The organism is Nostoc sp. 'Peltigera membranacea cyanobiont' 213 (genome assembly GCF_002245975.1).
Lineage (GTDB): Bacteria > Cyanobacteriota > Cyanobacteriia > Cyanobacteriales > Nostocaceae > Nostoc.
The window spans coordinates 53,673-66,392 of record NZ_NOLI01000029.1; the positions used below are offsets into that span (position 1 = coordinate 53,673).

Genomic DNA, 12,720 nt, shown 5'->3' on the forward strand with positions numbered 1-12,720 from the left:
AGTTAATTGAGTTAGAAGTTGGGAGTTGGAAGTTAGAGGATGTTTTAAAATTTGCTAGTGATGGATCAAATACTTTTAGTTCCTCCTAAATCCCCCTTAAAAAGGGTGACTTTGATTCCGATTACCCCCTTGTTAAGTTATCCATTATAAACTTTCAAACATCTTATTCAGACGCTCGCGGACTCGTTATAAGCTAATCTATGCCGTAGGCTTTACGCTGTGCTATCCGCCAGTGGTACTGAATTCTGACTCCTGACTCCTGAATTCTGTTTCGATAAATAATAAATATTGTTTGATTGCAATGTTGAAGCATTTTGTCAAGGCTAAAAACTAACGAAAATTTTAGCCTTGACAAAATGCTCTTTCTCGATAATTCGTAATTATGGGTATCTTTTGCTACCAGCACCCACTACACCAATTTTGTGGCGATAGGAAAGTTCGGCACCAAACCAGCCGGAAGCGCTGGTTAGTGTACCAACAACGAGCGAGATTAACAGTCCCCAAGGTACTATTCGGGATTCAGCGTCGCCCCAACGGAGAAGGAAGTTGATGAGTGATAAAACAAGGATAGAAACGTTAAGGATCAAATGCACCCAACCGGCGGTACGCTTGCGGACTCGTTCAATTTTCACAAAATCGCTCAGGCCGATGGCAGATGCGAGTAAACCTCCAGCTAATCCGAGGCCGATTAACCATAGCGAAGCCCTAGCCCAAAAGAAATCACCAGTTAACCAGTAGCCGATGTCACTTCCCAAAGCGGCAGCTAAAAAGGCGATGGGGAAGATTACACTCAGGGGATGTAGTGGATGTCCTGCGATCGCAACTGTGCTAGGTACACCTGTATCCAGATACTCACTGTCGTTACTTTCAATGACTGGTGGAATATTTGGAAAAGGTGTTGAACTTGTTTGCGTTGTTTCTGTACTTTCCATAAATTGACTCGTATAAATAGCTAAATAGCGTATCCTTGAATCAATTTAATAAACTAACATCAAAATCTTATCTATCTGATGATGGAATATAGATTTAAATATTGTGTGTCTAAAAGTATAACTACATGATTTATTTTAAATAAAATACGGAGGCAAAATTTTATAATAATTTTGTTAAAAGCAAATTAAAACCAGGCACAACATCTTCACCGCTTAATATTGCCGTAGCTGGATATTGAGTAATCGAACCATCCCGACGATAAACAAAAGCTTGCTGATTTTTACTATCAATTAACCATCCTAATTGAACACCATTACTAATGTATTCTTCCATCTTGGCTTTGAGTTTTGCCAAACTGTCATTTTTAGAACGAATTTCAATTACAAAATCCGGTGCTAAGTTAATAAATTTATCTTCTTGTCGATCCCAACTTCTGGTAAACGTCCTTTAGCGACAAAAGCAGCACCAGGCGATCTAACAGCCGTATTTGCTAATCTAAAACCTGTACTGGAACTAAAAACTTCACCTAAATCCTGACTTTCTACCCAATTTAACAAATAGGCTCCTGCTTTGATTTCTCGATTACCAGAAATTCCACCAGTAGGGGGCATAGTTTCTAAGGTTCCATTCGCATTGCGTTCAAATCGCAGTTCTGAGTTTTGCGAACTCATCAGCATTAGTTATTCATCAGTTACAGTATACAAAGACTGGACGGTTATTTTTTCGCTGGTCATGATAATGTCATAGCAAGCTTGATAGATATTTCAATTTTAGACTGAGATTCTCTTCTCCTGCTTTGCGTTCTCTGTGTCTGAAGCGGTTTATTATAAAAGGATTCATAGGAGCTAGACAAATAGCTTTTTTCCAGGGACGATATAGTGATATGTCTCACAAACAAAATTTGGCTTTTATGTTCTCTCTCTAGATAAAAAACCTTTCTCTCGGCAGATAGGTGTACTGACATTATCATGACTGCTATGTTACTAATATGACGATAGTAAGACAAAACGCCTTAAATACAACCGTAAATCCTTCAGTAAACATTCCAGAAACATTAGCAGAAAAGCGCATTGAAGCAGAGCGGATGCGCGACGTTCTACTTTTGCTGCAAAATCTGATTAACAGTGAAGAAGCCACTGTAAAACTAATTCTGGATTGTCTCTATGATGTTGGTTCAGTCAATATAATCAACCAAAAGCTTCGCGTGAAGCCTCTAAACAGGGTGATGAAATTAATTGCCAGAATGTCTAAACCAGTTTTTAAAACTTTGGCTTTAAATTGGTTTAAGAAAAATTGTCCTCAACTAATTACTAATTGGCTACATACGCAGGTAGCTTTTGAAAGGATTCAAAATGTGCCTCAAGAAATTGCTGTTGAAGTTGCAGAACTTCAGCCATATCCTATACCACCGACAGAAAATCCTTACCAAGAGATTAACAATCTGCGTTCCCAGGTTAGATTGCTAGCTTGGATTTCAATAATAGCGATCGCTGTTTTAGCAGTGACAGCAATTAAGTTAAACTTAAACCCATAAGTAGCACCGTTATCAAATTTAATAGATCCAGCAAGCTACTTTAGGCGTAAGATGCATTTGGCTTCTAAGAACTTAGTATCCTAGAATATAAATAATTTTTGCTAGATGAAACGTTTTGGAAAACAGTTGTTTGATTAACTCCAAGCAGCTTAACCCATGTATTACCAGTATATTTAAATAGCTGGTTCAGCATATATGCTAATTCGTACTATGACTTTACCCAAACCAACCTTGGAGGATATTGAAATACATCTCCTTTTGGAAGGGGTGTATCAATACTACGGTTATGACTTCCGCGATTATGCTCTTTCCTCACTCAAGCGCCGCATTCAGAGCTTCATGCAATTAGAGGGATTAGCTAATATTTCTGCCTTGCAAGAGCGTTTACTGCACAACCGTGCTTATTTGGAACGATTTTTGCTTGCTCTGACGGTGAATGTAACATCAATGTTTCGCGATCCTAGTTTTTATAACACCTTCAGAAATCAAGTTGTTCCCTTCTTGCAAACCTATCCGTTTATTCGCATCTGGCACGCTGGATGTTCTACGGGAGAAGAAGTCTACTCATTAGCAATTCTACTACAAGAAGAAGGACTTTATCACCGTTGCCGAATATATGCAACTGATACTAACGAGAAGGTATTACAAAGTGCTAGAACTGGCATTTTTTCCATAAAACTGATGCAGGAATATACTCAGCTTTACCTGAAAGCAGGCGGCAAAAAGTCATTTTCAGAATATTATACAGCAGCTTATGATAATGCTATTTTTAGAGCATCATTACGAGAAAACGTTGTGTTTGCCCAGCATAATTTAGCAACTGACAGTTCTTTTAATGAGTTTAATGTCATTCTTTGCCGTAACGTCCTGATATATTTCAATCAGGTACTTCAAAAGCGGGTACACGAACTGTTTTATAATAGCCTTTGTACCTTTGGTATTTTGGGTTTAGGAAAACAAGAATCCATCAGGTTCACCTCTTATGAACAGCACTATGAAGAGATAGTCAAAGGAGAGAAACTATATAAAAAAATAGCTGGGGCTTAAAAATTTTGGATTTTAGATTTTAGATTTAATCTAAGTATTTTTGGGATAACAAAGTTGCAATTCTGTCAAAAGACAGTCTGTCAAACATTTTTAATTGTGTTGAGAAGATACACTTAGCGATCGCTTAAGGTAAATTACACATTGAAGTCTTAAAGGAGATTGTCGATGCAACTTCTCGAATGTCCTCCTGTTGCAGTCATTGCTGGAGAAAATGCGGTTCACGTTTCTCAACTACCTTCTACATGGCAAGACATTGCTAGAGGAACCACGAGTGTCGGACTTTCCCATCCCCAAAGCTATGTTGAGATGGCACAGTTGTTCCTATACAAATTACAGCATGGTGACGTTGACTTATTTAGCGATCGCCCCCAACTAGCTCACTTGATACCCTCATTCTCTCAGCTATTTGCCCAACTAGCATGGGAAACCCTAGAGTTTTTTGGGCAAGACTTTCTCAAAGACAGCTATCCAAACTTTGAAAAAGTTCTTCGCGATTTGGAGTCAAAGGGAATCGAGTTCGCTGATGAAGTAAAAGTGGCTCGCATTGGTATAGATTTATTCAACGAATTTGGCTATGAATTACCTGCCAGCTTTTATCATGTGCATCTAGCACCAATTTACCGCGATCGTGTTTTTGAAGAACGTGCTTTAAGATTTGATCCCCGCGATATCGAACACAAGCGTTCTTGGGATGCCATACTCCATGCAGGTAAGGTGTTTGCGATTCAGATGAAGGTGCAAAGTATTGCTTCCAAATACGGTTTTACTTATCAACACGGCTGTGGTTGTAACTCTCATCTATCTTCCATTGATATATCCCGTGGGGCCTTTGAATATGAATTGAGTCTCGAAAAACGTCAGCGATGGATTCGCAGTTTTATTTGGACTGCTTGGTATGAGTATGCCTTTTTTGCGATCGTCCCAAATACGAGTTATTTAGTCTAATACCAATTTGAAAAAAGAATACGACAAATAAACCATTTGTAGAGACGCGATTCATCGCGTCTTTACCGAAGGATGTGTTGCTAAAGAGAAATAAGTAGAGGGAGTAATTACTCCCTCATTCTCATTTACTGCCAAACGTAGATGAGGATAAACAAAATAATCCAGATAACATCGACGAAGTGCCAAAACAGCGAAGTTGCATTCACGCCAAAGTGTCCCGTATCGTAGTTTCCAGGGATGAAAGAACGTACCAAAATAATTGACTGTAACAGAATGCCGGTGAAAACGTGCAAACCGTGGAAACCTGTTAGCAGGTAAAATGTCCCGCCAAATACCCCTGTGGTGAAGCCAAAATCGAGGCCGTTCCATTCAATCGCCTGTCCAACCAAAAAGTAAGTACCCATCGCCATTGTTGTCAAGAGAAACAGGCGAAATTTTACTAAGTCATGGCGTTGTAGGGCTTTTTCTGCTAAGTAAATAACAAAGCTACTGGCGACAAGAATTACTGTATTGATTGTCGGATCTTTTACTTCTAGCCCAGAAACACCAGCCGGTAGCCAGTTAGGGGTTGTTGTTTTGTAGACTGCATATCCGGCGAAAAAACTCAAGAAAATGACGCTTTCAGACAAGAGGAAGACAATGAAGCCAAACATTTTGTTGCCTTCTTCGTCGTGGGTATGTTCTGCACCTTTGTGATGCAATTCATCTGAATTGATATAACTGTCCATTGGTCAAGTTTTGCTTTTAGCTTGAGGGTTGAATTTAGAACGCAAAGAAAACGTAGCTAGTTGTGCTAAGGTGTACACACAAATCTTTTGACTTTACCTTTATTGCATTGACCTGCAAGTTTGTTGCATTGACCTGCAAGTTTGTTGCATCGACCTGCAAGTTTGTTGTATCGACTTGCAAGTTTGTTGCATCGACCTGCAAGTTTGTTGCATCGACTTGCAAGTTTGTTGCATCGACTTGCAAGTTTGTTGCATCAACCTGCAAAAATTAACTTACCCTAAGTTACGGAGTAACCTAAAAGATTTGTGTGTATACGGTAGAATAGCTTGGGTTATTCTGAGAGGTTAGCCGTCAAGGGTTCCGATTTACCGTAGCCGTAGGGTTCAGAGATGATGATGGGAATCTCTTCAAAGTTTTCTACTGGGGGGGGTGAAGAAACTAACCACTCCAATCCAATTGCCCGCCAAGGATTATTGGGTGCTTTCTCGCCTTGCATCCAAGAAATCACCATGTTGAAGATGAAGGGCAAGGTGGACATTCCTAAGAGAAATCCGCCCAAGCTAGCAATGATATTCCAGAATTGATACTCTGGGGCGTAGGAAGCAACTCGGCGTAACATCCCTTGCAATCCCAAAGGATGCATAGGCAAAAAGTTGAGGTTAGTGCCAATGAATGCTAACCAAAAGTGGATTTTACCCCAGCTTTCAGAGTACATCCGACCAGTCATTTTGGGGAACCAATGATAAATGGCAGCATACAAGCCCATCGTCACAGTGCCGTAGAGGACGTAGTGGAAGTGTCCGACTACAAAGTAGGTATTGTTAACGTGGACATCAACCGGCACGGAAGAAAGCATAATGCCTGTGATGCCGGCGAAGACAAACATGATTAATGCACCCAAGGCAAACAGCATGGGGGTATTTAGCCGCAGTTTACCGCCCCAAATAGTTGCTACCCAAGCAAATACTTTAATTCCTGTGGGGACAGATACAAACATCGTCGTCAACATGAAAATCAACCGCAGCCAGCCTGGTGTACCACTGACGTACATGTGGTGTACCCAAACGATACCGCTAACTACTGCAATCAAAATGGATGAAATGGCAACTACTTTGTAACCAAATAAGGGTTTACGTGAATAAACTGGAAATATTTCCGAGAAAATGCCGAAGATGGGCAAAATAATCACGTAAACAGCGGGGTGGGAGTAAAACCAGAAGTAATGTTCAAACATTACTGGATTCCCACCCTTGGCGGGGTCGAAAAATGCAGTACCAACTGTGAGGTCGAGTAGCAGCATTACTGCGCCAGCTGTTAATGCAGGTAGTCCGAATAGTTGGATAATTTGGGCGCTAAATACTGCCCAGACAAACAACGGCATTTTGAAGAAACCCATGCCTGGGGCCCGCATCTTCACGATTGTGGTGACAAAGTTAACTGCCCCCATAATTGAGGATACGCCGGATATTGCCACGGCTAGCAACCAGAGGACTTGACCATTAATCAAGTTACCTGTGGGATTTTGGAGACTGACTGGCGGGTAAGACCACCAACCTGCTTGGGCTGGGCCGCCAGGGACAAAGAAGCTACCCATCATGATAATTCCGACTACTGGCACCATCCAAAAGGCGACGGCGTTGAGGCGGGGAAATGCCATATCTCGCGCCCCAATCATCAGGGGTACTAAATAGTTAGCAAAACCAACCAGTGAGGGAAATGTCCACAAGAACAGCATTATAGTGCCGTGCATGGTGAACATACCGTTATAGACGGTGCGATCGACTAAATCTGATTCGGGTGTCATCAGTTCTCCCCGCATCACCATCGCAAAGATGCCGCCGACGAGGAAGAAGAAGAAGGAGGTAACGAGATACTGGATACCAATTACCTTGTGATCGGTACTAAAGCTGAAGTATTCTTTCCAGTTACCTGGAGATTCGTGGTTAGGCTTCTCATTAGGGAGAAGCATACCTTCAATAGGAACATTAGTCATGGTTACTTTCCTTTCAACCAGGTGAATTGACTAGAGGAGGTGCAGCAGGTGGAACTGTAACCCAACCAGTTTGAACTGATTGATTGGATGTTTGGGCATACTCAGCAGCTGCCTGATTTTTTGCTGGAGATGGCTTTTGGGTTGCAATTTTGGCTAACCACTGCTGATAATCTTCAGGAGATTCGACGATGACATTCGCCTGCATCGTCGCAAAGTATGTACCGCTATATTGGGAATCGGTCAAGCTGTATTTGCCGGGGCGGATGGGAGTAAATTCAAAGTCGATGGCGTGGTTGGGAATAATATCCTGCTTGAGGCGAAATGCAGGTATATAGAAGCCGTGGAGAACGTCTTGCGATTTTAATGCTAAACGTATCCGGCGATCGCTAGGTAAATGCAATTCGGTACTCGTAACATCTCTTTCGGGGTAATGAAAAACCCACGCCCACTGTTTAGCTAGTACGTCGATTTTCTCGACGGGTTCTGCTAAGGCTGGGGCATCTTTTGGTTCTGCATAAGCTGATTGCATTCCCAATGGATTATGCAGGTGAACTAATTCTGATGGGCCTTGAATCCCCATTTGTTCGTAAACTTGATAGCTGTAATTTGCAATCCACAACACTAAAAGAATAGGAATTGCTGTCCAAACAACTTCTAGGGCGATATTACCTTCAATGGGAGGGCCATCAGTGAAGTCATCTTTGACCGCCCGATGGAAGATCACAGAATACATTAGAGTACTTGTTACTCCCAAGAAGATGAAGGCACCGAGGGTTACTAAGAAGCTAATCAAATCATCAATTAGTACGGATTCGGCTGCCGCTTGGGGGGGAAGCCAAGAGTAAGCTTGCTGACCGATCCAGAGACTGGTAATAGTCACTGCGATCGCGCCTGTAAGCAGCGTCAAAATATTTAAAATCTTCTGGATTTTCATCATTGGTCATTGGTCATTGGTCATTAATCAAAGGACAATTGAATTATTTGAGTGTCGTGTTGAGGTCTTGGTGCGATCGCAGCAAATTATCTGCTGTATTGTGTACGCCAAATTCGGCGGCTAGTTGCGCTCCTAGTGTGCCGTGGATGTACAGAATGAACATGATTGCTATGCCTGCGAACAGATACAACCACTGCACTTCTCTATCTGACTGTTTATATTCTTGTCTGCCCCAAACGGAGCGCTGCCAACCTCTCCAGATGGTCATACCAACAATCAACGCTAATAAGAACACACCACCCACACCATGCCAAATCATGGTTTGCATCGCCTGCAATCCCCAGGCACTTTTCATATCGGCTGGTGGTGTTGCCAACAGCATTTCATAAAAGCCTGCCGCCACTGTGAAAAATGTGATGATGCTGGCAGCTAACATGTTGTACCAGCCAACATCAAATAAATTCTGACGTTCCACGGTAATTGCCAAAAATTTGAAGATCCATTTTTGGAAGGGGAACAGAACACCAACGATATCAAAGGTCATCCCAATAATGAACAAACCTATTGTCAGATGGACTAAGTTGGGATGAATGGGAATAGTGTAAGGTAATCCGTTTGCGCCTAAAGAGCCGGTCAATTGGTCAATTAATTCTGAGTTCATCGCAACAGACCATCCTTTACTGCTTCCACAACTGGTACGGTATGCAATCCATACACCCAAACAAGCTCATCTCCGAGATATACTTGCAAGCCAACTATTAGGGTTAAAAATAGTCCGGCTCCCAAATAATAAATTGGTACTTTTTGCGGGTTCCGGGCACGAATTACATAGCGCCAAGCTGTAAGCGCCGTGATGATTCCCGAAAGCGACCAACCAATAAGTGTATGCAAATTCAGCACCGATTTAGCGAGGCTGTAAGGTTGTGCTAAACCTGCTTCAAACTGACCAAAAGCGATCGCAACGAAGATGGCGACGGTGGCAACCAACATATTCCACCAACTCACCTCAAAAAGACTGGATTTACCAGTAAAATAGCCAACTACATCACAGAAAAACGAAAACAAGACCATCGCAATTACGAAGTGGACAACAATGGGATGAACCGTATCTGGATAGGGCAAATTATGGTCGTTCAATGATGTAAAATACTCAAGCATTGTATTCTCCTGGACATATCTACCGCACCGTGGTCAATCAATTTTGGATTTTAGATTTATTCCGCCTCTGACGAGATATAAACCAGAAGACCCTAATCTCAAATCGCTAGTAAAACTTCCATGATTGATGGATACTTACTAATCTCATCACAAGTATCCATCCATAATTGACCGGAATATGTTCAATAAGTGCGCGGTGCAATACGCTTAATCATGTCTTAGCTTTTTGCAGCTAAATCTCGTGAGCTTACCTACAGGGAATCATTGTGATTGTGATTAATTTCCTCATGCCAATAGTCTGTAACAGCAATTCTTGGTGGAGCTAAAAAAATTGCTGTTGTTTATTGATTTGCTTAACCTATCTTTTAGCTTAAGTAAATTTTTGTGAATTGTCAAAGCAATAATAATTAAAGTTTTAAAAGTTAGTTATTTAACTGAAAAGTATTTCTATAATGTAGCGATTCTGGCATTTAATTAAGATTAAAAAGCCCCTAAATATAATATTTATCTGTCAACTATTTCACAATGATAAAATCTTTAATTGTAATGCTTATGACAAAAATATATAATTTTGGATAGTTTGTATAAATGCAAATCAAGGTCTAGCCTTGGCGAAGGTCATTTATGGCGATACAGATAAAACCCACCGACTTCGGTTTCAAATTCCTTGAGTTTGCGTGCAAAATAAACTGCGAACTCTAAGCGCCAGGTATATTTGCAAAGGTGAGATGCTTCCTGTGAGGACTAAACAAGTGTCGTTTAAAATTGTGGTGATTGGTACTTCTTTAGGTGGATTATCAGCATTAAAAATTATTCTGGGGAAGTTACCAGCAGATTTCTTAGTACCGATCGCGATCGTGCAACACCGTCACAAGGAATCTAACAACACACTCCAGGAGTTATTGCAAGAATTCACTTCATTACCGATTCGAGAAGTGGAAGACAAAGAAGAAATCCTACCAGGACATATCTATCTAGCTCCAGCAGATTATCACTTACTGGTTGAGCCAGGTCACTTTGCTCTTTCGACTGATGAGCCAGTTTGCTATGCCAGACCATCTATTGATGTGCTGTTTGAGTCAGCAGGCGATGTCTACACCGAGCAAGTTATTGGTGTAATATTGACAGGGGCAAATCAAGATGGTATGCAAGGTCTTAAGAAAATAAAAGCGCGGGGAGGACTAGCTATCGTCCAAGAACCTACTACAGCTGAGAGCGATATTATGCCAGAAGCAGCAATTTCTGCTGTTACAGTAGACTGGATTTTGACACTCTCAAACATTGCTTCCCAAATGGTCAAGCTTTGTCACTCATTACGGAAATAAGCCCATGCAGATGGAACCCAAAGTAAACATCCTCCTAGTGGATGATAAACTAGAAAATTTGCTAGCACTAGAAGCAATCCTGGAAAAACTAGGAGAGAATTTGGTGAGAGCGACTTCTGGGGAAGAAGCTTTGAGGTGTCTGCTGCATCAAGACTTTGCAGTAATTTTGCTAGATGTGCAAATGCCAGGGATGGATGGCTTTGAAACTGCTACCTTAATTCGGAATCGGGGGCGATCGCGTCACACTCCTATTATCTTTCTCACCGCCTTTAGCACTAGCGACCAAATGCTGTTTAAAGGCTATGCCTTGGGTGCAGTTGATTATTTACTCAAACCATTAGACCCCAATATTTTGACTTCCAAAGTCACAGTATTCGTAGAACTATTTAAGAAAACAGAAGCCGTCAAGCAACAAACTGCACAATTAGTAGCTGTGAATGGGTCACTCAGGCAAAGTGAAGAACGATTGCGATCGCTGAGTACCTGTTCGCCCGTCGGCATTTTTGAAATTGATACTGAAGGAGGATGTAGATATACAAATCCTCGCTACCAAGCAATTTGTGGTTTGAAAGCAGCAGAGAGTTTAGAAAAAAGCTGGCTAGAATCTGTTCATCCAGAAGATAGAGAACAAGCAGTTGCCAGTTGGTCTAGCTACATTTATTATGGCCGTGACTACTCTGAAGAGTTTCGCTTTCAAACTGCTCAAGGCATCGTCCGTTGGGTTCAGGTTCGCTCATCACCGATGCTTTCCGGTCAAGGGGAATTGTTGGGATATGTCGGCACTCTCGAAGATATTACTGAACGGAAGCAAGCAGAAGAAGTCCGCGCTCAAGTAATTCGAGAACAAACCGCACGACAAGAAGCAGAAGCCGCAAATCGAATGAAAGATGAGTTTCTTGCCGTTCTCTCCCACGAACTCCGCACACCCCTAACCTCGATGCTGGGCTGGTCAAAAATTCTCCGCTCTAAGAAACTTGACGACAAAGCCACTTCTCGCGCTCTAGAAGCCATTGAACGCAATGCTATATCTCAGATGCAACTAATTGAGGATATCTTAGATGTATCCCGGATTATCCGCGGACAGTTGCGGTTAAATGTATCTGCGGTGAATCTCATCTCGGTTATGGAGGCAGCCTTAGAAGCAGTGCGTCCCCTAGCAGATCCAAAAGAAATTCTATTAAATACTATGTTAGATACTTCGGTAGGGTCAGTTTATGGCGATCCAGCGCGGTTACAGCAAATAGTATGGAATCTACTAACTAATGCCATTAAGTTTACCCCCAAGGGCGGCAGGGTAGAAGTGAATCTGTCAGTAGTCTGGGGTGAAGAACAACAAACAACTAAAAAATACGCCCAAATTAAAGTTATCGATACAGGTATTGGTATAAGTTCCGAGTTTTTACCGAAAGTATTTGAGCGTTTCCGGCAAGCAGACAGCACCACAACGCGATCGCACAATGGATTAGGACTAGGACTAGCGATCGTCCGTCATTTAGTGGAACTGCATAAAGGTACAATATTTGCCCAAAGTCTAGGCACTGGACAAGGGGCAACCTTCACTGTGAAACTGCCACTGCTACAAGACAATCGGGGTAATAGGGGAAATAGAGAAGCCACAGGAGAAATTTCTTCTTCTGTGGCATCGACACCCCTTGCTGGATTAAGGGTTTTAGTTGTAGATGATGAAGCAGATACCCGTAACTTTCTCAGTTTTATGTTTGAGGAGTATGGGGCATTTGCCATTGCAGTAGCATCAGTTGATGAAGCGCTAGCAGTGCTTGAACAAGCAAAAGCAGATATCCTGATTAGCGACATCGGTATGTCAGAGCAAGATGGTTATACGCTGATTCGCAAACTCCGCTCTTTAGAACCAGAAAAAGGTGGATGTATTCCAGCGATCGCTTTAACAGCATACACACGAGAGGAAGACCGCTTAAAAGCTCTTTCAGCAGGGTTTCAGCAGCATTTATCTAAGCCAATAGACCCCACTAAATTAATTGCGATGGTTGCCAATGTATTAAAGCTACCTGTGGAAGTTCCAGTGAGTTGATTTTGAACTGGGGAATGGGGAATGACATAACTAATACCCAATCCCCAATCCCCAATCCCCAATCCCCAATCC

General features: G+C 41.9%; 13 protein-coding genes. 5 read left to right on the forward strand and 8 right to left on the reverse strand.

Features of this window, described 5'->3' with window-relative positions; all coding sequences use genetic code 11:
• Positions 1 to 380 precede the first annotated feature (380 nt).
• From CDG77_RS11180 to CDG77_RS38495, 3 genes are all read right to left on the reverse strand, one after another.
• Positions 381 to 932, reverse strand: coding sequence for a DUF2231 domain-containing protein (locus tag CDG77_RS11180; protein WP_094329447.1), 552 nt, complete (start codon positions 930 to 932; stop codon positions 381 to 383).
• Between the two features lie 160 nt (positions 933 to 1,092).
• A complete protein-coding gene (locus CDG77_RS38490; protein ID WP_317615915.1) occupies positions 1,093 to 1,338 on the reverse strand; it encodes a Uma2 family endonuclease in 246 nt (81 codons plus the stop codon).
• Positions 1,329 to 1,610 (reverse strand): Uma2 family endonuclease, encoded by a 282-nt coding sequence (locus CDG77_RS38495; RefSeq protein ID WP_262985149.1) that lies wholly within the window; start codon positions 1,608 to 1,610, stop codon positions 1,329 to 1,331. The genes CDG77_RS38490 and CDG77_RS38495 overlap by 10 nt, the downstream gene beginning before the upstream one ends.
• Before the next feature lie 311 nt (positions 1,611 to 1,921).
• Between CDG77_RS38495 and CDG77_RS11190 the strand changes: the two genes are divergently transcribed.
• From CDG77_RS11190 to CDG77_RS11200, 3 genes are all read left to right on the forward strand, one after another.
• Positions 1,922 to 2,467, forward strand: a complete 546-nt coding sequence (locus tag CDG77_RS11190; protein ID WP_094329448.1) for a hypothetical protein — start codon at positions 1,922 to 1,924, stop codon at positions 2,465 to 2,467.
• Positions 2,468 to 2,677: 210 nt separating this feature from the next.
• Positions 2,678 to 3,514 carry a CheR family methyltransferase gene (locus CDG77_RS11195; RefSeq protein WP_094329449.1) on the forward strand — a complete coding sequence of 279 codons (837 nt, stop codon included), beginning with the start codon at positions 2,678 to 2,680 and terminating at the stop codon, positions 3,512 to 3,514.
• A 165-nt stretch (positions 3,515 to 3,679) separates the two neighbouring features.
• Positions 3,680 to 4,459 carry a hypothetical protein gene (locus CDG77_RS11200; RefSeq protein ID WP_094329450.1) on the forward strand — a complete coding sequence of 260 codons (780 nt, stop codon included), beginning with the start codon at positions 3,680 to 3,682 and terminating at the stop codon, positions 4,457 to 4,459.
• 125 nt (positions 4,460 to 4,584) lie between these two features.
• Here CDG77_RS11200 and CDG77_RS11205 read toward each other — a convergent pair whose 3' ends face one another.
• From CDG77_RS11205 to CDG77_RS11230, 5 genes are all read right to left on the reverse strand, one after another.
• Positions 4,585 to 5,187: a cytochrome c oxidase subunit 3 gene (locus CDG77_RS11205; protein ID WP_094329451.1), complete on the reverse strand. Its 603-nt coding sequence runs from the start codon at positions 5,185 to 5,187 to the stop codon at positions 4,585 to 4,587.
• A 332-nt stretch (positions 5,188 to 5,519) separates the two neighbouring features.
• The gene (gene ctaD, locus CDG77_RS11215) at positions 5,520 to 7,181 is read right to left on the reverse strand and encodes a cytochrome c oxidase subunit I (protein ID WP_094329453.1); all 1,662 of its coding nucleotides are present in this window, start codon (positions 7,179 to 7,181) and stop codon (positions 5,520 to 5,522) included.
• Between the two features lie 13 nt (positions 7,182 to 7,194).
• Complete coding sequence (locus CDG77_RS11220) at positions 7,195 to 8,115, reverse strand: cytochrome c oxidase subunit II (RefSeq protein WP_094329454.1); 921 nt, start codon at positions 8,113 to 8,115, stop codon at positions 7,195 to 7,197.
• Positions 8,116 to 8,158: 43 nt separating this feature from the next.
• Positions 8,159 to 8,776, reverse strand: coding sequence for a DUF2231 domain-containing protein (locus CDG77_RS11225; RefSeq protein WP_094329455.1), 618 nt, complete (start codon positions 8,774 to 8,776; stop codon positions 8,159 to 8,161).
• Entirely contained in the window at positions 8,773 to 9,273 is a 501-nt protein-coding gene (locus CDG77_RS11230) for a DUF2231 domain-containing protein (protein ID WP_094329456.1), read from the reverse strand. Before CDG77_RS11230 ends, CDG77_RS11225 begins: the two co-directional genes overlap by 4 nt.
• 752 nt (positions 9,274 to 10,025) lie before the next feature.
• Between CDG77_RS11230 and CDG77_RS11235 the strand changes: the two genes are divergently transcribed.
• Both CDG77_RS11235 and CDG77_RS11240 read left to right on the forward strand, forming a co-directional pair.
• Complete coding sequence (locus tag CDG77_RS11235; protein WP_094329464.1) at positions 10,026 to 10,598, forward strand: chemotaxis protein CheB; 573 nt, start codon at positions 10,026 to 10,028, stop codon at positions 10,596 to 10,598.
• Positions 10,599 to 10,602: 4 nt separating this feature from the next.
• Entirely contained in the window at positions 10,603 to 12,648 is a 2,046-nt protein-coding gene (locus CDG77_RS11240) for a hybrid sensor histidine kinase/response regulator (RefSeq protein WP_094329457.1), read from the forward strand.
• Positions 12,649 to 12,720: the final 72 nt, after the last annotated feature.